The 24,653-nt window shown below is 70.7% G+C and carries 17 protein-coding genes; 6 read left to right on the forward strand and 11 right to left on the reverse strand.

The genetic code is table 11. The features are described from left to right. Positions 1-7: 7 nt before the first annotated feature. Positions 8-490, reverse strand: coding sequence for a PaaI family thioesterase (locus tag D7W79_RS15780; protein ID WP_120526202.1), 483 nt, complete (start codon positions 488-490; stop codon positions 8-10). Positions 491-634: 144 nt separating this feature from the next. Here D7W79_RS15780 and D7W79_RS15785 point away from each other — a divergent pair, with 144 nt between their 5' ends. The 4 genes from D7W79_RS15785 (at position 635) to D7W79_RS15800 (ending at position 7,460) form a co-directional block, all read left to right on the forward strand. Then, complete coding sequence (locus D7W79_RS15785) at positions 635-2,959, forward strand: ATP-dependent helicase (protein WP_120526203.1); 2,325 nt, start codon at positions 635-637, stop codon at positions 2,957-2,959. Between the two features lie 285 nt (positions 2,960-3,244). Further along, positions 3,245-4,795, forward strand: coding sequence for a DUF1592 domain-containing protein (locus tag D7W79_RS15790; RefSeq protein ID WP_244221794.1), 1,551 nt, complete (start codon positions 3,245-3,247; stop codon positions 4,793-4,795). Next, a complete protein-coding gene (locus D7W79_RS15795; RefSeq protein WP_120526204.1) occupies positions 4,792-6,219 on the forward strand; it encodes a DUF1552 domain-containing protein in 1,428 nt (475 codons plus the stop codon). Before D7W79_RS15790 ends, D7W79_RS15795 begins: the two co-directional genes overlap by 4 nt. 62 nt (positions 6,220-6,281) lie before the next feature. Further along, on the forward strand, positions 6,282-7,460 hold the full coding sequence (locus D7W79_RS15800; protein ID WP_120526205.1) for a lytic polysaccharide monooxygenase auxiliary activity family 9 protein: 1,179 nt from the start codon (positions 6,282-6,284) through the stop codon (positions 7,458-7,460). Positions 7,461-7,551: 91 nt separating this feature from the next. On the opposite strand, the gene D7W79_RS15805 is transcribed toward D7W79_RS15800, so the two are convergent. The 7 genes from D7W79_RS15805 to D7W79_RS15835 all read right to left on the reverse strand — a co-directional run bounded on the left by D7W79_RS15805 (position 7,552) and on the right by D7W79_RS15835 (position 18,327). Next, on the reverse strand, positions 7,552-7,995 hold the full coding sequence (locus tag D7W79_RS15805) for a hypothetical protein (RefSeq protein ID WP_120526206.1): 444 nt from the start codon (positions 7,993-7,995) through the stop codon (positions 7,552-7,554). An 87-nt stretch (positions 7,996-8,082) separates the two neighbouring features. Further along, positions 8,083-11,055, reverse strand: coding sequence for a carboxypeptidase-like regulatory domain-containing protein (locus tag D7W79_RS15810; protein WP_120526207.1), 2,973 nt, complete (start codon positions 11,053-11,055; stop codon positions 8,083-8,085). Positions 11,056-11,088: 33 nt separating this feature from the next. Next, the gene (locus tag D7W79_RS15815) at positions 11,089-11,361 is read right to left on the reverse strand and encodes a hypothetical protein (protein WP_120526208.1); all 273 of its coding nucleotides are present in this window, start codon (positions 11,359-11,361) and stop codon (positions 11,089-11,091) included. A gap of 121 nt (positions 11,362-11,482) precedes the next feature. Continuing rightward, on the reverse strand, positions 11,483-14,170 hold the full coding sequence (locus D7W79_RS15820) for a carboxypeptidase-like regulatory domain-containing protein (RefSeq protein ID WP_120526209.1): 2,688 nt from the start codon (positions 14,168-14,170) through the stop codon (positions 11,483-11,485). 189 nt (positions 14,171-14,359) lie between these two features. Then, positions 14,360-17,047 (reverse strand): carboxypeptidase-like regulatory domain-containing protein, encoded by a 2,688-nt coding sequence (locus tag D7W79_RS15825; protein WP_120526210.1) that lies wholly within the window; start codon positions 17,045-17,047, stop codon positions 14,360-14,362. Positions 17,048-17,071: 24 nt separating this feature from the next. After that, entirely contained in the window at positions 17,072-17,458 is a 387-nt protein-coding gene (locus D7W79_RS15830) for a hypothetical protein (RefSeq protein ID WP_120526211.1), read from the reverse strand. After that, a complete protein-coding gene (locus D7W79_RS15835) occupies positions 17,455-18,327 on the reverse strand; it encodes a TIGR02587 family membrane protein (RefSeq protein WP_120526212.1) in 873 nt (290 codons plus the stop codon). The genes D7W79_RS15830 and D7W79_RS15835 overlap by 4 nt, the downstream gene beginning before the upstream one ends. Positions 18,328-18,447: 120 nt before the next feature. On the opposite strand from D7W79_RS15835, the gene purU reads away from it, so the two are divergent. Further along, the gene (purU, locus tag D7W79_RS15840; protein WP_120526213.1) at positions 18,448-19,311 is read left to right on the forward strand and encodes a formyltetrahydrofolate deformylase; all 864 of its coding nucleotides are present in this window, start codon (positions 18,448-18,450) and stop codon (positions 19,309-19,311) included. A gap of 402 nt (positions 19,312-19,713) precedes the next feature. Beyond that, on the forward strand, positions 19,714-21,324 hold the full coding sequence (locus D7W79_RS46025; protein ID WP_120526214.1) for a FadR/GntR family transcriptional regulator: 1,611 nt from the start codon (positions 19,714-19,716) through the stop codon (positions 21,322-21,324). A 144-nt stretch (positions 21,325-21,468) separates the two neighbouring features. Here the strand turns inward: D7W79_RS46025 and D7W79_RS15850 are convergent, their stop codons facing one another. The 3 genes from D7W79_RS15850 to D7W79_RS15860 form a co-directional block, all read right to left on the reverse strand. Beyond that, positions 21,469-22,656, reverse strand: coding sequence for a DUF7305 domain-containing protein (locus tag D7W79_RS15850; RefSeq protein ID WP_167497702.1), 1,188 nt, complete (start codon positions 22,654-22,656; stop codon positions 21,469-21,471). A 388-nt stretch (positions 22,657-23,044) separates the two neighbouring features. Next, on the reverse strand, positions 23,045-23,848 hold the full coding sequence (locus tag D7W79_RS15855) for a tetratricopeptide repeat protein (RefSeq protein ID WP_120526216.1): 804 nt from the start codon (positions 23,846-23,848) through the stop codon (positions 23,045-23,047). Further along, the gene (locus tag D7W79_RS15860; protein WP_244221795.1) at positions 23,845-24,435 is read right to left on the reverse strand and encodes an RNA polymerase sigma factor; all 591 of its coding nucleotides are present in this window, start codon (positions 24,433-24,435) and stop codon (positions 23,845-23,847) included. Before D7W79_RS15860 ends, D7W79_RS15855 begins: the two co-directional genes overlap by 4 nt. Between the last annotated feature and the right edge of the window lie 218 nt (positions 24,436-24,653).

The raw sequence follows: 24,653 nt of genomic DNA on the forward strand, positions 1-24,653 counted from the left end.
GGGAATGTCAGTTGGTGGCGGGGCTCTCGCCGGAGGCCCACGGCTGGGAGGAGACGCGCACGACGCCCTGGCAGCGGGCACACACCCGGCCCTCGGCGTCCATCAGCTTCGCGGAGGCGAAGACGGTGGACGGGCCGCCGTTGTCGATGACGGCCTCCACCCGGAGGTGGTTGCCGGTGGCGGGGCGCTCGAAGCTCATGGACAGCTGGACGGTGGCGCAGCGGCGGGTGGGGTCCCTGAGTGCCGGGGTGCAGCCGATGGCGAAGTCGAAGAGGGCGGAGAGCACGCCGCCGTTGACGGCGGAGGCCCCCAGGCCGCCCCGGTGCTGCGGCTGCACCTCCGGAAGCTCCACCACCACCTTGCGCCCTTCCGGGAAGGACATCCGGGCGCCGAAGTGGCGCAGCGTGAGGCTCTGGTTGAAGAGCTCCGCGAAGCGGTCGAGCTGGGCCTGGGACGGAGAGGATGGGGCGACGGACGGGGTGTCGGACATGGCGGTGGGCCTTCCTTATACCCCACGCTCCTGCCCGTCCCGGGAGCGGACGGCCCGGCAGGCGCCAGGGATGGCGGAAGACCCGGCACCGGCGTGCGAAAGACGTTAGAAGAAGGGGTTCTTCCCCCCGGTGGAAAGCCCTCCGTGAACGCCCACGAAACCGCCCTCCTCGAAGACCTCAACCCGCCCCAGGCGGAAGCCGTGCTCCACGGCGACGGCCCCCTGCTCGTGCTGTCGGGCGCCGGCAGCGGCAAGACGCGCGTCATCACCCGCCGGGTGGCTCACCTGGTGAAGGTGCGCCGCGTCTTCCCCTGGCGCATCCTGGCCGTCACCTTCACCAACAAGGCCGCGCGCGAGATGCGCGAGCGCCTTACCCAGCTTTTGGGCGCGCAGGCCAACGACCTGGTGGTGAGCACGTTCCACTCGGCCGCGGCCATGATTCTTCGCCGCGAGGCGGAGGCCGTGGGCCTCACCCGGTCCTTCGTCATCTACGACGACGGCGACCAGCTCAACCTGGTGAAGCGCGCCATGCGCGACACGGGCGTGGAGCCGGTGATGCAGCCGCGCGAAATCCTCCACCGCATCGACCAGGAGAAGAACGCCGCGCGGCTGCCGGAGGACATGCGCGTGGAGCAGGAGGACATCCGCGGGCAGATCGTCAAGCGCGTGTACGCGGGCTACCAGAAGCTGCTGCGCGCGGCGAACGCGGTGGACTTCGGGGACCTGCTGCTGCTCCTGGTGAAGCTCTTCCGCGACCGGCCGGACGTGCTGGACCGCTACCGCACGCGCTTCACGCACGTGCTGGTGGACGAGTTCCAGGACACCAACCCCGTGCAGTACGCGCTCTTGCGCCAGCTTGCGCCGCCGCCTTCCGCGAACCTGGTGGTGGTGGGTGACGACGACCAGTCCATCTACCGCTGGCGCGGCGCGGACGTGGACAACATCCTCCAGTTCCCCATGCAGTACCCGGGCGCGAAGGTGGTGAAGCTGGAGCAGAACTACCGCTCCGACCAGAACATCCTCACCGCCGCGCACGAGGTCATCTCCAAGAACACGCGCCGCATGGCGAAGAAGCTCTGGAGCGAGCGGCCCAAGGGGGAGAACCTGGAGCTGATGCTCCACCGCGACGAGCGCGCGGAGGCCCAGGAGGTGGCCCGGCGCATCCTGGCCGTCCAGCGCGAGGGCTTCATCAAGTTCTCCAGCATGGCGGTGTTCTACCGGACCAACGCGCAGAGCCGCGTGCTGGAAGAGGCGCTGCGGCTGGCGCGCGTGCCGTACCAGCTGGTGAGCGGGCGCAGCTTCTACGACCGCGCGGAGGTCCGTGACGCGTCCGCGTACCTGCGGCTGATGGTGAACCCGCGCTCGGACGCGGACCTGTTGCGCGTGCTCAATGTGCCGGCGCGCGGCATTGGCGACACCACCGAGGAGCGGCTGACGGACTTCGCGAACGAGCAGGGCCTGAGCCTCTACGAGGCCCTGGGCGAGCGCCACCGCATCCCCTCGCTGAACGCCACCGCGCAGAAGCGGCTGGGCGGCTTCCACCAGCTGCTCCAGTCGCTGCACGCCTTCTCGCTGACGGCGAAGGACGCGGCGGGCGCGGTGGACCAGATGCTCAAGGAGTCGAAGCTCGTGGAGACGCTCGTCGCGGAGGGCAGCGACGAGGCGCTCACCCGCGCGGAGAACCTGAAGGAACTGCTGGGCGCGGCGCAGGAGTTCGACCTCAAGCGCGCGTCCGACATGGTGGCCGCCGCGGCCGCGGTGGAGGCGCGCGAGGAGGAGGCACCGGAGGGTGTGGACTCCGCGCCGCTCACCGCGGACGTGCCGCCGCTGCAGGCCTTCCTGGAGCAGATCAGCCTGGTGGGCGAGGCGGACGCGGAGGTGAGCGATGGGCGCGTGGCGCTGATGACGCTGCACGCGGCCAAGGGCCTGGAGTTCGACGCCGTGTTCCTCACCGGCCTGGAGGAGGGCGTCTTCCCGCACTCGCGCGCGCTCAAGAGCGAGGAGCCCGACGGCGGTGAGGAGATGGCCGAGGAGCGCCGGCTCTGCTACGTGGGCTTCACCCGCGCGCGCAAGCGGCTCTTCGTGAGCCTGGCGCAGTGCCGCTCCCTCTTCGGCGAGCTCAAGTACAACCCGCCCAGCCGCTTCCTCGCGGACGTGCCGCAGGCGCTCTTCGGCTTCAAGGAGAACGACCTGCCGCCCCCGCCGCGCGCCGCCGCCATGCCGCAGCGCCGCCGGAACTGGGACGACGATGAGACGGGCCCGCGCGTGGACCGCAGCTACTCGCAGGCGTCGTCCGACATGGAAGGCGTGGGCGGCGACGTGCGCGGCATGCGCGTGCGCCACGAACAGTTCGGCTCCGGCCGAATCGTCGCCGCGGAGGGGTCCGGCCCCAACGCCAAGGTCACCGTGGAGTTCGGCGGGAACGTGGGCCTCAAGCGCGTCATCGCGCGCTTCCTCATCCCCGGCTGAAGGGGCTGGACGGCTGGGCGGATCCGGTGTTGATGGCCGTTTCCAGTATTCATGTGACGCGCCGCCCGGCCGGCCGGTGTACGGATTGACTTCCTGACGCCTCCCCAGTGGGATGACCTCCAACGAACGGAGGCGCTTCCCCCCATGGCGCGACGTCGACGATGGATGAGTTCCGCGCTGGTCGCGGCCTCCTTGAGTTTCCTGAGTGCCTGCGAAGGCCAGATTTCTGACGCGGCGAATCCGCGCAATCCCGGCCCTGGCGGCACGAACAATCCCCCTCCTGGCGTGGAGCAACCGGCGCGCTCGGTGCGCGTCGCGCGGCTGACGCATGCGCAGTGGGTGAGCAGCGTGAAGGACCTGCTCAAGCTGGACGCGGCGCCCACGGCGCTGGCGCAGACGTTCCGCGCGGACCCGTCCCAGAGCGGCTTCCTCTTCGACAACGACGCTCGCGCGCTGTCGGTGGACGAGGCGCTGTGGGGCGCCTACCAGCGCGCGGCGGCGGACCTGGCCGGGCAGGTGGCCACGGACGCGACGAAGCTGGGCAAGCTGCTGCCTCCCGGCAGCACCACGGACGAGGCGCGCGCGAAGGCGTTCGTGGAGTCCTTCGGCCTGCGCGCCCTGCGCCGCCCGCTGACCGCGGACGAGGTGGAGGCGTACCTGGCGCTGTACCGCAAGGGCCCGCAGGCGTACCCGACGATGGCCGCGTTCCAGGGCGGCCTGCGGATGGTGCTGGAGGGCTTCCTCCAGTCCCCCCTGTTCCTCTACCGCGTGGAGCGCAGCACGCAGGCGGCGGACGGGAAGGTGCCGCTGGACGCGTTCGAGGTGGCGTCGCGGCTGAGCTACGCGCTCTGGAACTCCATGCCGGACGACGCGCTGTTCGCCGCCGCCCGCGAGGGCCTGCTGACGAAGCGCGAGGGCGTGGCCGCGGAGGCGCGCCGGATGATGGCGGACCCCCGCGCCCGCGACGTGGTGAACGCGTACCACCAGGCCGTCTTCGACGTGCCCCGCTACGCGAGCATCCGGCCCAACGCCACGCGCTTCCCCAACGTCACCGCGAAGCTGTCGGAGTCCGCGGCGAAGGAGAACACGCTCTTCGTCCAGGACGTCGTCTTCGGGCGCAAGGGCCGGTTCGCGGACCTGCTCACGTCGCGCGACACCTTCGTCAACGACGAGCTGGCGCGCATCTACGGCCTCACCGGGACCTTCACCTCCGCCTTCGTGCCGGTGACGCTGGACGGCGCGCAGCGGCGGGGTGTGCTCACGCAGGTGGGCTTCCTGGCGTCGCACGCGACGTCGGTGGACCCGGACCCCATCCACCGGGGCGTGTTCCTGTCGGAGCACCTGCTGTGCCAGAAGATTGGCGCGCCGCCGGCCAACATCCCCGCGCTGCCCGCGCCCAACGGGCGCACCAACCGCGAGGTGGTGTCGTCGCATACGGAGGCGCCCGGCACGGTGTGCGCGTCCTGCCACGCGACGCTCATCAACCCGCTGGGCTTCCCCTTCGAGAACTTCGACGCCGTGGGCGGCTACCGCACGACGGACAACGGGCACCCGGTGGACGCCGCGTCGGCGCCGGGCATCGGCGGACAGCAGGTGCCGGTGAAGGACGCATTGGACCTGGCGGACGCGCTCGCGAACGCGCAGGCGGTGCACGAGTGCTACGCGCGCCACTGGGTGGAGTTCCTGAGCGGTCGCCCCGCGGCGCAGGAGGACGACGCCCTGGTGGCGCGGCTGGGCAAGCTGTCGCAGTCCGGGCAGCTGCCCATCGTGGACCTGGTCGTCGAAGTCGTCACGGGCGTGGGCTTCGTGAACCGCCACCCGGAGGAGCTGCCGTGAAACTGAGCCGTCGACGCGTGTTGCAGGGCCTGGGTGGCGTCATGCTGGGGCTGCCGGTGCTGGAGGGGCTGTTGCCCCGGAAGGCCCAGGCCGCGGAGCCGGGCGAGCTTCCCTTCGCCATCTTCCTGCGCCAGGCGGATGGCGTGGCCGCCGCGCAGAACACCTCGGAGCTGGGCAGCGAGCCGGAGCGCTTCTGGCCGGAGCCCCTGGGCAACCTCACCACCACGACGCTCGCGGGCAAGTCGCTGGTGGAGCTGGCGGACCACCGCGCGCGCCTGCTGGTGGTGCGCAACGTCAACATGAAGGACTACAACTACGGCGACGGTCACGCCCGCGGCGCGCTGCAATGCCTCACAGCGCGGGGCCCCGCCGTGGAAGGCGCGGGCGGCGACTCCGAGGCGTCCGGCGAGTCGCTGGACCACCGCATCGGCCGTGAGCTGAACCCGCAGAAGCGCGACTCGCTCTACCTCTACGCGGGGCAGGCGGGCGGGTGGCTGGGCGGCCCGTGCATCTCCCACCGGGGCAGCGCGTCCCGCCGGGCCGCGCTGCACGACCCGTGGGTGGCCTACCAGACCATGGTGGGCGGCCCCGGGGGCCTCACGCCGGAGGCGCGCGAGCAGCTGCTGGTCCGCCAGAAGAGCCTCAACGACCTGGTGTCCGGCCAGCTCAAGGCGCTCCAGTCGCGGCCGGAGCTGAGCAGCACGGACCGGCAGCGGCTGGACCTGCACCTGTCCAACGTGCGCGACCTGGAGGTGGCGTTGAGCTGCCGCGCCCGCGCGGACGAGGAGCTGCGGCTCCAGCAGCAGGCGCCCGGCTACAACAGCACGGACGGTGACGAGGTGCTGGCCACGGTGCGGCTGCACATGGACATCGCGGTGCTGGCGGTGGCGTGCGGCACCACGCGCTCGGTGGCCATCCAGGTGGGCAACGGCAACGACAGCGCCACGCGCTACCGCGACCCCACGACGGGCCAGCTGATGGAGAACTTCCACTACATCTCCCACCGGCGCACGTCGCACGACTCGTCGGGCGGCGTCATCGCCGGGTCGGACGTGCTGCACTCGCGCGTGGACGCGCAGTTCGCCCAGACCTTCAACTACCTGCTGGACCGGCTGGCGGCGTACGCCCTGCCGAACGGCAAGAAGCTGGTCGACCAGGGCGTGTCCGTCTGGTTCAACGACCTGGGCAACGGACCGGCGCACTCGGCCCACAACATCCCCTTCATCCTGGCGGGCAGCTGCAACGGCTACCTCAAGCAGGGCGTGGCGGTGACGGTGGCCAGCGGCAGCGGCAACCCCAACCTCAACAAGATGCTCAACACCATCGGCGCCGCGGTGGGCCTGAAGAACGCGGCCGGGGGCCCGCTGGACGACTTCGGCGACCCGTCGCTCCCCAAGGGCCTGCTGACGGAGCTGCTGGCCTGAGCGGCCGTTGACCCGATTCGCCTCCGCCCTTCCTCCTTTGTTTTCGAACAGAGGAGGAAGGGATGTTCCCAGCAATCCGCAGGGCCTTCACCGCATCGCTCGCTTTTGTCTCCCTGCTGTCCGCCGGTCCGGCGGCGGCGCACGGCTCCATGGAAGTTCCGCTGAGCCGCGTCTACGGATGTTTCAAGGAAGGGCCGGAGAGTCCCAAGTCCGCCGCGTGCAAGGCCGCGGTGCAGGCCGGTGGGACGCAGGCGCTTTACGACTGGAACGGCGTCCGGCAGGGCGCCGCCAACGGGCGCCACCGCGAAATCATCCCCGACGGCAAGCTGTGCAGCGCGGCCAATGAGAGCCACAAGGGCCTGGACCTGGCGCGCACGGACTGGCCGTCCACGCTCATCACCCCGGACGGCAACGGCCGCTTCGAGTTCGTCTTCCACGCCACCGCGGTGCACGCCACGGGCTACTTCCAGCTCTTCGTGACGAAGGAGGGCTACAACCCGGCGCTGCCCCTGAAGTGGTCGGACCTGGAGGCGTCGCCCTTCTGCAACGTCACCAACGTGTCCGCGGTGAACAACCGCTACCGGCTCGACTGCCCCTTCCCGGCGGCGCGCACGGGCTCGCACGTCATCTACGCCATCTGGCAGCGCGCGGACAGCCCGGAGGCCTTCTACGCCTGCACGGACGTGAAGTTCAGCAACACGCCGCCCCCGCCGATGGCGTGGAAGGAATTGGGCCAGGTGCAGGCGCGCGAAGATCTGCCCAAGGCCAGCAAGGTGACGTTCCGCCTCTTCGACAGCGCGGGCCGCGACGCCGAGTCCCATCCGCTGACGCTCGACGCGGCCACGCCCGCGGCCACGTGGATGTACCGGCTGGCGCAGCAGGTGAACGCGGGCTCCAGCCGCGTGCAGGTGGGCGTGCTCCAGACGACGGGCAGCGTGACGCCGGTGCAGGACGCGCTGGGCAACCGCGTGTACGCGAAGGAGACGGGCTACACGTTCCAGGTGGACATCGAGAAGCCCTCCACCGGCGGCGGCACGGATGGCGGCACCGGCGGGAGCGCGCAGTACAAGTACCCGGCGGGCATCGACAGCTACACGGCGGGCACGCTCGTGGAGGGCACGGACGGGTTCATCTACCGCTGCAAGCCCTTCCCGTACTCCGGCTGGTGCAAGGGCGTGGCGTCGTACTACGCGCCGGGCACGGGCATCGCCTGGCAGGACGCGTGGGAGCGCGTGCCTTAAGCCCGCCCGCTCCTTTCGCTGGACATGGAACGGGCCGCCCTTCCTCAAGGAGGGGCGGCCCGGGGACTTCCGTGCGCGGAGGTGGGGGACTTCAGGCCGCGAGGTTCGGTTTCGCGGAGGCGCGGCCGAGCGCCTCCGCCCGGTCCCGGCGCAAGCCGAAGAAGGTCCACATGGACGCGCCGAAGTCGATGCACGCGACGTAGCCGGAGATGGCCTGGCACTTGCCCATCAGGGTGCAGGTGATGACCACCGCGACGATGAAGGTGCGGCAGAGCACCGCCCAGGCGAAGAAGGGGCGCACGTCCAGCACGGCCGACTGATGGCACATGAGCGCGATGGAGGTGAGCAGCGCGCCCGCCACGCGGATCCAGAACAGGTTCGCGTCCGCGACCTCGTGGGCCAGCGTGAGGAACACCTGCGGCACCAGCAGCCATGTCAGGCCCAGCGCGAAGATGTAGAAGCTCCAGACGTACAGCGACCGGCCCGCGTGGCTGAGCGAGCCCCACGGAACGAAGATACGGGACGAGAAATACAAGCAATGTCTCCAGGGGCGCCCGGAACGAGCGGGCCGACTCAGTGTAGTCGGGCCCCATGGCTCACGTGAAACGTGCCCCCGGAGGCCTCACGGTGGGTCCGCCTCCACGGTGAAGGCCACCTCGCCCCGGGGGGGAATCTGGACCCTGCGGGGCGTGAAGCGCCGCTCCGACTCCGGGTCGATGGGACGGGCATCCAGGAGGTACTCGCCCGGTTCGATGCCCCGTGCCAGGACGGTGCCCTGGGGAGCGAGCTCCTGGTAGCCGATGGCGGGGAGCCCCTCCGCGTACCGCAGCCGGATGAGGGCGGGCAGGGGCGTGCCGTCCGCGTCCTGGGCGGTGAAGCGCACCTTCGCGGCCAGGTCCAGCGGCACGGCGAGCGTGTCCATGCGGGACGTCACCTCGTGTTGGAACGGCCGTGCTTCGTGGGCCTGGAGCTCCAGGACGAAGGGCGGTGGAGGAAGGTGCGTCAGCGTATAGCCCCCGTCTTGAGAAGCGACGCGCAGGGGCCGCGTCAGCGCACGGGTAATGTCGGGGTCCGAGGGCTCCGTGAGCTTCGCGCGGAGCTCGCCCACGTCGGGGAGGGCGGCGCCCGTCTCCGCGTCGTGGAGGACGAGCCGCAGCGTCCAGCCTGGATCGAGCGTCAGCACGCCCAGGTCCACGTCCACGCCCTCCGTCAGGGTCACGTCGCGTTGCAGTGGGGCGAAGCCGGAGGCCTGCACCGTGAGCGTCTTCGGACCCGAGGTGTCGAAGGGAAGGTCGAAGACGCCGTCCGGCCACGCATCCGGCTGCGCTTGAGTCTGGAGGCCCGCGCCCTTCACCTGGAAGGAGGTGACGGCCTTGCCCCCTGGCTCCACGACGCGGCCCCGGAGGCGTCCGTCACGCTCCAGCACCAGCCGGAGCGGCTCCGGGCCGGAGCCCACCCACAGGCCGCCGAGCTTCTCGAAGGGCTCGCCTCCCTGTGAACGCTCGGGGCGGAAGGAGTAGCCCGGCAGGTCGGCCCACAGCGCGTATTGGAGGGCCACGAGCTTGCGCAAGGTGAAGCGCCCGTCCGGTCCCGTGCGGATGCCGGAAGGGCCGTCCTCGGTCGAGCGCTCGCGCCACGGTGACTCCGTCCGGTCAGGCGCCTCCGCGGTGATCACGACGCCCGCGAGCGGCTGGCCCGCGCCGTCCACCGCGATGCCGGAGCGCTCGCCGCCTGCTTCCATGCGCAGGGACACGTCCAGGTGTTCGCGGGCCTGGAACGCGATGGACTGGGACACCGAGGCGTCTATGACGTCCCCTGGCATGGTGGCCTCCAGGAGGTAGGGGCCCGGGGCAATGCCTTGCAGGTGGAAGCGGCCCTGTTCGTCCGTCGTGCCGTGACGCGGCTCCTCGTAGGGCGCGTCCTCCGCGTCCTGCGTTTCCCGCGACAACGTCACGGTCGCATCCCGCAGCGGCAGCCCCTGCGGGTCGGTGACGGTGCCAGAGACGGAGGCGCCCCGGTCCAGCACCACCACCACGTCCCGCGAGGGGACGCGCACCTCGATGGAAAGACTCCGGAAGGACGGCTCCTCCACGAGCAGCTCCGCCGTCCCCGCGCGCTGGACGTCCAGGACGAAGTGTCCCGTGGCATCCGAGCGCTGGGAGCCACTGGAGGGGAGGTCGTCGCAGGCTCCCAGGCTGCCGGACAGCTCCAGGCGGATGCCTTCGAGCGGAGCGCCCGACGTGTCGACGACGCGGCCCTCCACGCTCTTCGCGCGCCGGAGCGTGAAGTCCAGCGGCGCCATGCCCTGCTGGAGCTTCTGGGCCGTGACCTCCAGGTCCAGGTGATGGGGCGCGAGGATCCGGAAGGTATGCGGCCCGGGACGCGTGGGCCCCATGCGGTAGCGGCCCGCGGTGTCCGTCACGGTGTCCGCTTCGGCGGCGAGGGGACCGCCGTCCTCCCGGTAGGTCTCCACGCGCGCGTTCGGGATGGGCCGACCCGTGTCGTCGCGCACCGTGCCTTCCAGGAACACGCCCCGCTGGAGCCGCAGCTCCACGTGCTCCAGGGGCGGCGTCACGTCCAGCGTGGCGAACGCGCCCCCGGACTCCGCGGTGAGCTGGTGGGCGACGGCGGGCGCGGTGAACCGGAAGCGCCCCGCGTCATCCGTCGTGGTGCGCTGGAGGGAGGCCGTCGCGGTGTTCCCCTCGAGCAGGACCTGGACGCCCGGTACCGGCGTGCCCTGCTCCGAGAGGACATGGCCCTCGATGGACCGTGAACGCGCGAGCACCACGGACTCCAGGGCGTCAGGTGAGTCCAGCTGAGGCTGGAACCACGAGGACCAGCCGTCCGCGGTGACGAAGGCGGAGTACTGGCCCTGGGGCAGGGGCCCCGCGACGAAGTGGCCTTCGGCATCGGTGGTCGCATCGAAGAAGCGCGTGTGCCAGCGGGAGACGAGCGTCACCCGCGCATCGGGGATGGGCGTCGTGTCCGTGGCCGTGACGCGCCCCTGGAAGAGGAGGCCCTGCTCCAGCGTCAGCTCCACGTCGTTCGAGCCCACCGGCACACCGCCCTGCGATACCGCGCCCGTGTCGCCCAGGGCCCAGAGCGTGACGCTGCCCTGGGGCAGGCCGTCCAGCACGAAGCGGCCCTCGGCGTCCGTGGTCGCCTCCGCGAACACCGGCGCTTCACCGTCACGGGCCTCCACGGCCTCGCCCTGCATGCGCTCGGATTCGAAGGCGCAGGCGCCGCTCTTGAGCGCGGGTGCCCGCGCGTCGTCCTGGCCGGAGGGGGAGGGGCAGGGCCGCTCCGACAGCGTGAGTCCGGGCTCCACGCGGGAGGCGGAGACGCGCACGCCCACGGCCGCACCGGAGGTCCCCAGCACGTGGCCCGCGATGCGCGCGGTGCCCACGGGATGGGGCGACGTCGTGAGCCGGGAGACGCGGGGCTTCGGCTCCACGGTGGACGCTGGGCGGGCCGGAGGCGCGTCCTTCGCGGACGACGCGGGCTGGGTGTGCCACAGGAGGAACGCGAGGAGCGCGACGGCGAGCGCGCCTCCTCCCAGCCAGGGCTTCAGCCCCCTGCGTCTCGCGTTCCCCATGCACGGCAGGATAGCGGGACCCTGTGTCGTGCGTCAGCGCGCGAGGGGAACCCAGACAGGCCGCACGTCGAGGGACAGCGTGCCTTCGGTGGGCACGTCCAGCTCCTCACGGTGGATCCGGTCCTTGTCGCGGGTGCTCGCGATGACGGTGGAGTGGCCCGCGGGAACGCGGCGGAACGTGACGGTCCTTCCGGTCCATTCCTCGATGGGGTGTTGCTGGAGGGACAGGTGCACGAAGTCCCTGGCGCTGCCGGGCGCGGGCGCCTGGCCGGGCAGCAGGAACGCGCTGTCGACGTCCTCCGGCAACTGGAGCGTGACGGTGGCGCCGGTGCGGCAATCGCGCCCGCGAAACCGGCTGCCCGATCTCCCCTGCGCATGCGCTGCGTCTCCTTCGAGTGCGTAGGCGCGGGATGGCCGTTCGCCTGACTCACTGCTCTGGGGCACGTATCAACACCGTGGCGGTTTTCTGCCGCGCATCCAAGGTCACGAGCTTGCTGGCCCCTTCCACGCGGACGTAGAGGACGATGGGCGCGAATGGCAGGCCCACGATCTCCGCGCTTCCTTTCGCGTCGAGGTTCCAGAAGTAGGGGATGGGACGCGGCCCGGCATATGGATGGGAAGTGTTCGAGTCGCTCATGTCGATGCCGACGGAGACGCCCGCCAGCGGCGCATGCGTCGCTTCATCGAGGACGATGACGCGCGTCGTCCGGGCTCGGGTCATCTTCAGGGTGCCCAGGTCGATGTCCTTGCCGGGCCGCACGACGATCCGGCGCTCAAGGTCGAAGTAGCCCTTCGCCCTGACGACAAACGTCTGGGGCCCCTCCATCGGCAGCGGGAGGTTGAAGAGGCCATCCGGGATCCGCACCTGGCGGGACCCCTCTCCAATGGAACAGGGCAGGAGCGTGCCATCCTCACGCACGACCCGCCCCGTGATGCGCGGGCGCCGCTCCATCACCAGCCGGACGTCCTGCGCCCCCGTCGTGACGGACAGCGCGCCCGGCTCCGGAGTGCCCCCCTGGGAGAGGGCGGGAGCGAAGGCATGGCCCTCCTTCCATGCGATGAGCCGATAGCTCGGTGCCCTCAGGTGATTGAAGACGAAGCGGCCGTCCGGCCCGGAGATCACGCCTCCATCACCCATGGATGGGCAGGCGGGCGCGTCAGCCTGCCAGGCGGGAATGTCCTCCAGTGGGAGACAGGCCACGAGCCGGGCTCCCGCGACGGGCTGTCCGTGGGCGTCGACGGTCACTCCCCTCACGGTGCGCCCCTCCTCGAAGCGCAGGGACACCTGGGCGTGCGTGTCCTCTTCCAGCGCGATGGGGCGTGACAGGGAGTGCTCGATGCCGGGTGTCCGGATCCGGGCTTCCAGGTGGTAGCGCCCTGCGTTCAGCCGCCTCAAGGTGAAGGCGCCCCCGCTGTCCACGGTGGTGGTCCGGGCGTGGCCACGCTCGGGCGCGGTGTCCCAGAGGTAGAGGCTCACGTTGGACAGGGGGCGTCCCCGGGCATCCACGACCGTGCCGGACACGGAGGCCCTGCCGCCGGGTATCACGACGTGGAGTTCTCGCGTGGGCACCTGGAAGGGGGTCACCGTGTAGGGGAGGTCCGGCGCTTCGGCGTAGAGCCAGCCGGACCCCTCCCGGGACATGTCGATGAGGAAGCGCCCGCCCGCGTCCGTCTTCCCGCCGCCATGCTCCGCGGCGCGCGGACGTCCAAGGCCGTCAGGAGGCTCGGCCACCAGGTTGAGTCCCAACTCGACACCCGGGAGCGGGATGCCTTCCGAGTCCACCACGCGCCCCTCGAACGACACGGCCGGCGTGAGGGTGAAGTCCCAGGGACACGGGTGGGGTTGCCTCAGGGAGATGAACTCCGTCTCGGGTTGGTAGTGTTCGCGGTGGATGCGGAGGAAGGCATCGGTCTTGCGCACGGGGCCCACCCGGTAGTGCCCGGCTGCATCCGTGGTGGCGTCGTAGGTGGAGCGGCCTCCCACGGGCGGCTCCCCTCCGCTCAGACGCACGCCTTCCAGGGGGTGGCCCTGCTCATCCCGCACGGTGCCCTCGATGAACGTGTAGCGCTTCAGCCGGAAGGCAATCTCCTCGGGAGGGATGACCGAGGCGTCGCCAAAGACGGTCGGGTCGTCGGTCCAGGCCCGGAGCCGCAGTGGAATGGCCGGAACCTCCTCGAAGCTGAACCGGCCCCGGGCATCGCTCCAGGCGGTCTGGATGTCATTGCCGTGGCGGTCCCGCTCCAACTGGACGGTCACATTGCTCGCGGGCAAGCCCTCTGGCGTCAGCACCACGCCCGAGAGGCGGACGATTTTCGGCAGCTCGAGCGTCACGTCCACGTCGGTGTCGAGCCAGACAGCCTCGCGGAAGGCCGTCGCGCGCCAGCCCTTCGCGCTCGCGACCCGCATGTAGCTTCCTGGGGGCAGGGGGCCCACGCGGAAGCGTCCCCGGTCATCCGCGAGCGTGTCGAAGAAGCGGGACCCGGCCTCGTGGACCACCGTCACCCGGGCGCCGGGAATGGGGGCCCGCGAGGACTGCTCCACGACGCCGCCGGAGAGGAAGAAGCCCTCCTCCAGCGCCAGGGTCACCCCGTCACTGCCTGTCTGGACGTTCGGCTGCACCCCCACGCCCGAATCGCCCAGCGCCCAGAGGGTGAGGGCGCCCGGAGGCAGTCCCTCGAGCACGAAGGTCCCGTCGTCCGCCGTCTGCGTCCGGGCGAGCACCGGCGCTTCACCCTCGCGTGCCTCCACGAGGCGCGCGTACTCCCGGTCCACATTGTCGAAGCTGCAGTCCTTCCGCGGGCTCTCTTGTCGGGGAGGGGAAGCAGCGGGTGGCTTCAAGGGACAGAGACGCTCCGACAACGGGTCCGCATCCACGCGGGAGGCGGACACCCGCACGCCCGCGACGGGGCCTCGCGAATCGCGCACGACGCCGGTGATGCGCGAGGCGCTCTGGGGGGGCGTGGACAGCGGCGCCGTGAAGCGTGTTTCCGAGCGGCCCGTGTCTCGCCCGGTGGACGATGGTGTGGGACCGCGCGGATTCCGGCAGGACACCCCGGCCATGCTCAGTCCGAGGACGAGCACGGCGGCCCACCACCACGTCTTCCTCGCGCGCATGCGCGGTCAGGATAGCAGCGTGTGTCAGGGGTGGGCGAAGCCCACCGCGTGCGCCTCCACGCCCGCGGGGGAAGGATCCTCGCGGAACGCGACCTGCGCATCCCGCACGACGCCGGTGATGCGCGGACCTCCGGCGGAGGTGGAGGAAGCCCGTCCCTCGCGGAAGCAGGTGAAGAATCCGGATGGCCGCTAGCGGGTCGGGTCGCTCATCAGCACCGTGACGGTGTCCTGAGTCGCTTCGACGGTCACGTCCTGGACGCTGCTACTCCGCATCCTCCTGATGGAGAGGACGACGCGGGCGAAGGGCACTCCCTCCACGTCGATGCCGCCCTCCGCATCGAGGCTCCCCCGGACGAAGGGAAGCGAGTAGGGGCGGTCGGAAAGGGGACGCTCGTCGATGGCCTCGATGGAAACGTCCGTGCCAGCAAGCGGTGCGTGGGTCACTTCATCCAGGACGATGACGCGCACCAGGCGGGCACGGGTCATCCGCAGCATCCCCAGGTCGATGTCCTGGCCGGGGCGCACGACGAGCTTCTGCCAGAGCTCCAGGAAGCCCTTCGCCTTCACGAAGAGGGGTTGGGGCCCGTCCACGGGCAGGGGAACGTCGAACGTCCCCGCCGGGACATGGACGGAGGAGGCCCCCACCTCGACAGTGCAGGGCAGGGGAGCACCCTCTTCACTCACGACCTGTCCTCGCAGGCGGGGCCTTTGCTCCAGGACCAGCTCGATGCCCTCCTGGCCTGTCGCGATAATCAGCGCGGCGGGCTCGGGCGTTCCGCCCCGGGAGCGAGCGGGCGCGAAGTCATGGCCCTCCTTCCACGCGACGAGCTGATGGCTCGGCGCAGTCAGGTGCTTGAGGACGAAGCGGCCATCCGCTCCGGAGAGCACACCGCCCTCGCCTCGGGAGCGGCAATCGGGCCCATCGGTCCGCCACGGGGGGATGTCCTCCAGGGGGAGGCAGGCGTGGACCCGGACGCCGGGCACCGGTTGTCCCTCGGAGTCGACGGTCCTCCCCACGAGCGTGCGCCCCTCCTCGAAGCGCAGCGACACGCGCGCCTGCGCCCGCTCCTCCAGGTCCACGGCCTGGGACACCGCGTGCTCGACGCCCGGCGTCTGGAGCCGCGCCTCCACCACGTAGTGGCCTGCCTTCAGACCCTGGAATGAGAAGGCGCCCGTCTTGTCCACGGGCGTGGTGCGGGGACTTCCGCTCTGGGGCGCGGTGTCCCAGAGCTGGAGGTTCACGTTGGCCATGGGCCGTCCCTTCGCATCCACGACCGTGCCGGACACGGAGGCCCCCCGGCCCATCACCACGCGGACGCCCGTCGACGGAATCACCACCGCCTGGCTCACGGGGCGGAAGTCCGCGGCCTCGGCGAGGAGGTGGCCCGCGCCTCCCTCCTCGCTGTCCACGATGAAGCGGCCCGCGTCGTCGGACCGGGCGGTCTCGATGCCGGAGCTGGAGTCTCCAGAGGCCTCGGGGGCGCCGCGGGTGCGTTCGAGCTTCAACTCGACCCCCGGCAGGGGCGTGCCTTCGGTGTCGACCACGAGTCCTTCGACCGACAGGGCCCGCCGCAGGGTGAAGTCCCATGGCCCTGCATGGGGCTCATCCAGTTCGATGTCCTGCTGGGCGTCGAGATGGTGCTCGCACCGGAGGATGACCCTCGTGCCGGACTTGCGCAGCGGCCCCACCCGGTAATGGCCCGCTTCGTCGGTGACGGTCATGGGGGAGGGGCGGTCTCCCTGGTCCTGCCACTGGAAACCCAGACGCACGCCCTTCAGGGGCCTGCCCTGCTCGTCCCTCACGGTGCCCTCCATGAACAGGACGGGTTTCATCCGGAGGGCCACGCTCTTCGGCGGTGTGGCCTCGGCCTCGCCGAAGGTGGTCTCGTCCTCGGAGCGAGCCCAGAGCCGGTACGAAGCCAGGACCACCTCATCGAAGGCGAACCTGCCCCGTGCATCGCTCCGGGTGGTCCGCGTGTCGCCACCGTCCCGCTCCGCCATGTGGACGGTCAGTCCGCTCGCGGGCTGGCCCTCGGGGTTCAGCACCACGCCCTCCAGCCGGAGTTGCTGCTGGAGCTCGAGCGTCACGTCCACGTCGGCGTCGAGCCAGACACCCTCACGGAAGGCCCTCGTCCGCCAGCCCTTCGCGCTCGCGACCTTCAGGTAGCGGCCCGGCGGCAGGGGCCCGACGCGGAAGCGCCCCTGGGCGTCCGCGAGCACATCGAAGTAGCGGGCCTGGGACTCGTGGATCACCGTCACGAGGGCCCCTGGAATGGAATCCCCCTGGAGCTGATCCACCACCACGCCGGAGAGGAAGACTCCCTCCTCCAGCGTCAGCGTCACGCCGTCGCTGCCCGCCTGGATGTCTGGCTGCACCGTCGCGCCCGTGTCTCCCAGCGCCCAGAGGGTGAACGCGCCCGCCGGCAGCCCATCGAGGACGAACGTTCCGTCCTCCGCCGTCGCCGTCCGCGCGAACTCGGGCGCTTCGCCCTCGCGGGCCTCCACGAGCCGCGCGAACTCCTGCTCCAGGACGGAGGAGCCCGCCTGTCTCATGTTCCGTGAGCCGGAAAGAAGGGCCGGTGGAGCCTCCCGGGCGAGGCGCTCCGACAGCGTGTCCGCATCCGCCTGGGAGGCCGACACCTGCACGCCCGCGACGGGACCGCGGGCATCGCGCACGACCCCCGTGATGCGCAGCGAGCCTTCCGCATGCGGTGCCCTCGGGGCCGTGTAGCGCGTTCCCGCGCGCACCGCGTTCGCGCTCGGGCTTCTCGAACTCGCGGAGGAGTCACGGCCTTCCGGCTTCCGGAAGGACACCACGGCCACGCCCAGTCCGAGGACGAGCACGGCCGCCCACCACCCCAGCTTCCTCGCGCGCATGCGCGGTCAGGATAGCAGCGTGTGTCAGGGGGTGGCGAAGCCCACCGCGTGCGCCTCCACGCCCGCGGGGGAAGGATCCTCGCGGAACGCGACCCAGGCCCTCCGCTGGGAGTGGCGCGGCACGTACGCCAGCACGAACTCCGTCTCCTCCTTCGGCTCGTGGCCGCCGCGCAGCGACACGCGCACATGGACCTCTTCGGCCGCCGTGTCGCCGTGGTTCGTCACCGTGACGGGCACCCGCCATTCCTTCGCGTTCGCGGCCGCCACCGGCGTGCCCACCTGCACGGCCAGGTCCGGCGGACCGCTGCCCGTGTTCCACGCATCCACGGCCAGGTAGCCCAGCACCAGCGCCACGAGCACACAGCTCGAAATGAAGACGACGCCCTCCAGCCAGTTCCAGTTCGTCCTCATGATTGGATGAGCAGTCTCCCCGCCGAAGCCCCCAGCGTCGACGCCAGGCCCAGCACCACCACCTGGGCCATGCTGACGCTCAGGCCGTTGCCGTTGAACCGGCCGAAGAACCACAACACGAGCGCGCTGGCCAGCAGCGCGATGGCATACGTGACGAACGTGCCCGCCAGCACGTCCCGGCGCAGCCGGCGGCGCGTGAAGCGGTGCGCGCGGGTGAAGTCGCTCTGGAAGAGGATGAGCCCGCCCAGCAGCAGCGACAGCACGGCGAGCCCGAGCAGGAACCAGGGCGGCGTCTCCACGGCGATCATCACGATCTCCTCCGTGGGCGCCACGTTGGCCGCGAACAGCACCGCGCCGCAGAACGAGATGATCAGCTGCCCGGGGACGTGATCCGCGGACTCCAGTCGCTTCTTGTCCTCTTCCTCGTTCTCCTCGCGGTGCTGGCCGCCCAGTTGCGCGGTGCCCACCGACACGCCGATGGCCACCGTGCCGGCCTCCACCACCACCATGCCCACCGCTTCCTGAAGCGACGTGCCCTGGCCGATGCGGCCAATGAGCACGAGCACGGCCACGGACACGAGCAGCCCCAGCCCCAGCTCCTCCAGGGAGTCCGTGAAGACATCGAACCAGTGCACGTCCCGGCGGAAGCCGCCGTAGCGGTTGTACCCGAGCAGCAGCACGTACGTGGCCACCAGGTAGCCCAGCACGCTGCCCGGATGGGACGTGAAGCCCGCCCACCACACCTCCATCGTGTAGAGCAGCGGCAGGCTGAAGAGCAGGCCGCCCGCGATGCCCCGGCCGTATTCGCGCAGGGAGTCCGGCACCGGTCGTCGGCGGGGGGGCGCGTCGGATGGAGGGGCGTCGGCCATGACAGGCCAGAGTCTAGGTTCGCTTCGTGGGGAGGGAAGTCTGTTGCGCATGGCAGCGGACACTCCCGCCGTGCCCGGGGCAGGTGGTCAAACCCGGCGGGCCTATAGTCGCTGCTGCCCATGACCGAGCGTCCCGCCCAATACATCCTCACGCTGTCGTGCCCGGATCAGCGCGGCATCGTCCACGCCGTCTCCGGCTGGCTCGCCGAGCACGGCTGCAACATCCTCGACAGCGCCCAGTACGGCGACCCGCAGACGCGGCTGTTCTTCATGCGCGTGCACTTCGCGGATGAAGAGGGGAAGGTCGAGTCCGCGGCGTTGCGCGACGCCTTCGGCGTGCTCGCGCAGCGCTTCTCCATGGACTGGCACCTGCATGATGCGGCGGAGAAGCCTCGGGTGCTGCTGATGGTCTCGAAGATCGGCCACTGCCTGAACGACCTGCTGTATCGCTACCGCAGCGGCATCCTGCCGGTGGAGATCCCGGCCATCGTGTCCAACCACCGGGACTTCTACCAACTGGCCGCGTCCCACGACATTCCGTTCCACCACCTGCCGGTGACGGCGGAGAACAAGTCGCGGCAGGAAGCGCGCCTGCTGGAGTTGGTGCGTGAGCAGCGCGTGGACCTGGTGGTGCTCGCCCGGTACATGCAGATCCTCTCCCCGGAGACGTGCGATGCGCTGCGCGGACGGCTCATCAACATCCACCACTCGTTCCTGCCCAGCTTCAAGGGCGCGCGGCCGTACCAGCAGGCCTACGACCGGGGAGTGAAGCTGATTGGCGCGACGGCCCACTTCGTCACGGGTGACCTGGACGAGGGACCCATCATCGAACAGGACGTGGAGCGCGTGGACCACACGCTGTCGCCCGAGGCCCTGACGGCAATCGGTCGCGACGTGGAGAGCGTGGTCCTGGCCCGAGCGGTGACGTGGTTCGTGCAGCACCGCATCCTGCTCAACGGCCACAAGACCGTCGTGTTCCGCTGAGCGAAGCAGGTCGCCGGCGGTTCGTGAACGAGCGCTGCGACCCGAGGTGCGCCGCGAAGACACGCCTCACGGAGCGCGGCGGTGGACCGTGACGGGGTCCATGCGCGGATCCCAATAGGGGGCTACAGGCAGAGGCCCCCTCCGGGGGCGTCTGCCGCCAAACCTGTCCGACAGTCGGACAGGTTCGCGCCGCGAAAGGTCCCAGGCCGCGCTGTCCCCGGCGGACGATGAGGACGGTATGCCTTCACGTCCATCAAACGTGTCTGACTGTCAGACAGGTTCACTCCGCATGCGCCCTTGGGCCGCGCTGTCTCGGCAGCCGACGAGGACGGAGGGACACCCTCGCGGGCATGTCAGACCCCTCTGGTTGGGTAGGAAGAGAATCGGGCGAGGAGGACGGGGATGGTGCAGGTGGGGCTCGTGGCGTACGTCGAGGAGCAACTGGAGCGAGAGATTTCTCTGGGAAGGCTGCCAAGGAACGGGCAGCTGGGCTCGGAGTACGTGCTGGCGCGTCGCTACGGAGTGAGCCGAAGCACCGTGCGCGAGGCACTGCGGCGGCTGGCGGCGCGAGGCCTGGTGGTGCAGCGCCCCGGGCGTGTGGCGCGCGCGGTGGCGCTGGACGAGTCGCTGACGCTGGAGAACCTGGGCCTGGCGCTGCATGACGAGCGCTCCAAGGAGGGCCTGAGGCTCTTGGAGGGCTACTTCAGCCTCAAGCGGCAGGTCCTGGTGGAGCTGCTGGTCGACTGCTGCGCGAGTGCCTCCGAGGCGGACCGGCACCAACTGGAGGCCACCTGCTTCAATCTCTGGGACGCGGCGAAATGGGAGCCCGGGGCACGGTGCGCGCAGTTGGAATTCGAATTGTTGCGGTTGGCGGCCCAGGCGGCGGCCCGACCCGGGCACCTCCTCCTCATCCAGTCACTGCAACGGGCCATGAGGGGCAAAGCAGCCCGGCTGCTGTCCTTCATGGGCGGAGAGCCGCTGCGCCAGTGGGCTGTGTGCGCGATGCACGCCCTGGGCGATCGAGACACACAGGCGCTCCAGCACCGGCTGCCGGCGCTGCTGAAGACGTGCGATGCGAGCGTACTGGCTGCCTTCGTCCCTGCTTCTCAGGAACCCGCGGCCTCCGAGGCCCACTTTGCTCAGGGCCCCCTCTGCGCTCCCACGTCAGCGACCGGGCAGGGCGATACATTGGAGGAACTCCCTTGCATGGAGGCGCGAGGCCTCGTTGCCCCCGTGGCAGCGACCGGGCAGGGCGATGCATTGGAGGCACTCCCTTGTGTGGAGGCGCGAGGCGTCGGCGACTCCGTGGCGGCCACCGGACAGCACGATGCATTGGAGGCACTCCCTTGCATGGAGGTCCGAGGCCTCGGTGCACCCGTGGCAGCCACCGGGCAGGGCGATGCATTGGAGGCACTCCCTTGCGTTGAGGCGCGAGGCGTCGGCGCCTCCGTGGCGGCCACCGGACAGCACGATGCATTGGAGGCACCTCCCTGCGTTGAGAAGCGTGGCCTTGGTGCCCCCACCTCGGTCCCTGAAAAGGACGAGGCGTTTGAGGCACGGTCCAGCGTCGAGGCGCGTCGCTTCTTCGCTTCCGCATCCGTCACCAGGCAGGACGAGGCACTGGAGACACGCCCCTTCGTCGAGGACCACCAGGCGCTCAGGGCTGCTCCCTGTCACGCTGTGCAGGGCCTTTCCGTGGAGCCCGACAACGAGGCACTGCTGTTTCCAGCCACCTCGGGACTCGCCTTCCGCAAGCCTGGTGGAGAGGGCTCTGGCGACGAGGTGACGGACTCGGCCTTGAGCAACCTGTCCGACTGTCGGACAGGTTGGGATGCTTCGTCCCTGGAGGGTGGACTCCAGCCCGAGGATCCATCCACCGGCTCCCGCGGGCAATCCCGCGTGACGGAGTCCAAGGAGGGCGGGCCGCTTCATGGAACCCAGGGCCCTCTGGTCCGGTGGGCTGCGCGCCTCTGGCGCTTCATTGTCCATTCCCTGGGGCTGCCCGCTTCGTGAGTGGCGACGGCGCTTTGCCTCCGCTCGCATGACGCTGCCGCATGCCCGCCACTGATGGAGAGCGACTGCGTCGATTGACCCCGCACGCATCCGCCCGAGCCGTGCTTCCGCGCCGGATGTGTCAACGGGCTTCCTGCTCCCTGCTCAGTGGGTGGGGCACGCGGCGCCCGCGTTAAGCACGTCCGTGTCGTGGTGTATCTGCACCGCGCCGGATGCCTCCAGATGGCGCACGAACAGCGAGCCGAAGACCTCCGCGTTGCCGCTCAAGTTGAGCTGGGCCTGGGGCGCATAAAGGTTGCCGGCGAGCGTGCTGCCCGCGGAGATGTCCAGCGCCTGCGTGCCCGCGACGTAGACGCGCACCCGCGAGGGCAGGGCGGCGGAGCCCAGCGTGAGCTGGCCGGACACGACGAAGCCTCCCGCGAGGAAGAGGTCCAGTTCGCCCGGAGGCTGCACGTCCACGGTGAGCGCTTCGACCAGGTCCACACCGCCAGGGATGAACAGCGCGGTGCGGCCCTGGATGCGCAGCGTGGCGTGGCCAGGCCCCGCGATGCGTGTCAGCAGGAAGCGGCCGCAGGGCAGCTCGAGCACGCGTTCGCCAGTGACGCCTTCCAGCGTCGCCGGGTCCAGGCCGATGGCCGCGTTGTCGTTGTCCACGGTGTGATGGGCGATGAGCGCGGCTGGGTTGAAGCGTGAGGCCTCGGCGCAGTCGCAGGGCGTGACCGCGGGCACCGGCTCGCGGCGCAGCTCCGACGCCTGGGCGGGACCGGGGGAGAACTCCGGAGGAACGGTGAGCACGCCGCCCACGGTGAGTGCGGCGAGCGCCACGTCTCCGTTCACCCGCGCGTCGCCGGCCACGGTGGCGGACGTGCCAGGGCCGGAGAGGGCACCGTTGCTGTCCAGGCTGCCGCCAACCGTGAGCGGGCTGCTGAGCTGGACTCCACCCACTTGAAGCGAGCCTCCCACCGTGACTCGGTCGTTCGCGGACAGGCCGCCATTCACGCCCACGTCGCCGCCCGTGCCACCGGGAGCGTAGGGGCCCAGTGAACTCCGGAACGCATCCACGGTGAACGGAGCGCTGAGGGACAGGCCTTCGCAGGAACACGCCGCGCGGCGGAACAGCGTCTCCGCCAGTTGGCCGCTGCACAGCAGGGGCCCCGATGCGGGATTGCCCAGCAGGAGCGGAGGCCCGCTGTCCGCGCAGTGCTCCGCCCACGCATCCGGAATGTCACTCCCCGCGTCGGGCGAGCGCAGCGTGGCCACCGGGTCGCTCACCGTGCACGCGGCGCCCAGCATCGCTGCCCACGGCATGAACCGCGTGATGCGGAGTCTCATGGGGCTGTCACCTTGCCGTGCCATGCGGGGAGGCTCCTGACGGGCAATCGCCACATCGCCGAGGGGATGCGCACTGCTCGTGGGCACAACGAGCTCCGGATGCCCCAAGCCCGGGCCATCCGTGTCGTCCTCCTCTGCCCCGACGCGGCCCCAACCTGTCTGCTTGTCGGACAGGTTTTCGCTGCTCGAATGGAGTGGAAGCCTCCCGCCATGGCGGGTGACGCGACTCTGCAAACCTGTCCGACTGTCGGACAGGTTCGGGCGGTGCGCCGCTGACGGGCAGTCCCCGCAGGGGTCTCCCTGCTCATCCTCGGGAACAGGCTTCATGTCCGAAGGCCTGGGGGACGGCCTGTGCTCCGATGCTCGGTGCTCGACGGCGGGCCGCGCCTCATGGCGGAGACAGCTCCCGGAGCCGCGCACGGGACGCCGCGCTCAGCGGCGAGTCTGGATGCAGCGTGAGGAACTCACCCAGCGCTTGGGCCTCCGCCGCCGTGTCCCCCAGGGCTCGGTGGGCTTCGGCGACTCCGTGGCGCGCCTCCGGATCCAACAGGCCACCGGGTTGCAGTCGCACCGCGTCCTGGAACTGGCGCAGGGCGCCGCGCGCGTCCCCCAGGTGCTCCAGCCGCAGCGAGCCTGACGCCACGCGCGCGACGTACGCGGCCAGTGACGACGGCTCCGCGCGGATGACGCTCAGGTACAGCCCTTCCGCTTCCTTCCACTTCCCCGCCGACCGGAATGCGTTGGCCTGCCGCAGCAGGTCCTCCGGCTTTGACGACTCCTTCACCGCGATGCTCGGACGCAGGGGCCGGGGATGCTCGATGGTGAAGGGCTCGGGCGGGGCTGGCCTGTCGGGCAGGGGCACCGGCTCCAGCGTGGCCGTCCGCGTCGGCTCCGGCACGGCCGGCGTCAGCACCACCGGGTGCGGCTGCGGGGGACGCGAGTAACTCCACACCGCGGCAGCCGCGGCCCCGGTGAAGACGAGCGCTGCGCCCGCCATCAACCACACGGGAGGCCGCTTGCGCCTTCGCGGAGGCTCCGGCGCCTGCTGGAGCGCGGCGTCCAGCGCCGCCTGGACGAGCGCGCTCGAGCGTTGCCGCGACAGCCGCCGCGCGGGTCCACTGCCGTCATCCAGGGGCCGCAGCAGGTCGTCCAGCGGCTCCGCGTCACCGTCGTCGGGGGGGCGGGAGCTCATGGCGACTCCCCCTCTGGCGTCTCACCGTCCGAGGCCAGCGCGCGCAGGGCGGTACGTCCCAGGCGCAGCCGGCTGCGCACGGTCTCGAAGGGGACGCCCAACTCCGTGGAGATCTCCTGCACGCTCAATTCCAGGACATGGTGCAGCACCAGCGCGTGCCGCTGCTCCGTCGACAGCCTGTCCAGCAGCGCCACCAGGTGACGGCGATGCAGGTATTCGTCCGCCGGCGCTTCGTCGGACGGCACCGCCAACAACTCCACCGGATCCTCACTGTAACGGGCCTCGCGCCCGCGTGAACGCTTGATCCACGCGAACGTCGTGCGCACCACCACCCGGTCTACCCAGCCGTGGAACCGCCCGTCACCGCGATAGGTGGGCAGGCCCCGCACCAGCGCGATGAGCGACTCCTGGGCGATGTCCTCCACGTCCGAGTCCCCCCGCACCAGGTAGCGCACCAGGTTGCGCACGCGGGGCAGCAGCTCCAGGAGCAGGGACTCGGTCGCGTCACGCTGTCCGCGCATGGCCGCCATCAGCCGGGCGTCCTCGCCCCGGGGCGCGACGGTCGCATGTGAGCCCGAACTCCTCATGTCCCGCAGGGAGGAGGGAGGGCGCGAAATCGGGTCATCGGTGCTCACGGAAAAATCACCATCCCCACTCCCAGTCGGGGACGCACGGACGCGCCGTCCTCCCGGAGCACGAAGCCGCCATCCACCGCGTAGCCCAACCGGGGCCGCCCCAGGAGCACCTCGCCCGACAGCGCCGCCTCCAGCGCGAGCGCTGGCCCCACCCGCCACGCCACCCTCAC

This window comes from Corallococcus exercitus (assembly GCF_003611585.1).
Lineage (GTDB): Bacteria > Myxococcota > Myxococcia > Myxococcales > Myxococcaceae > Corallococcus > Corallococcus exercitus.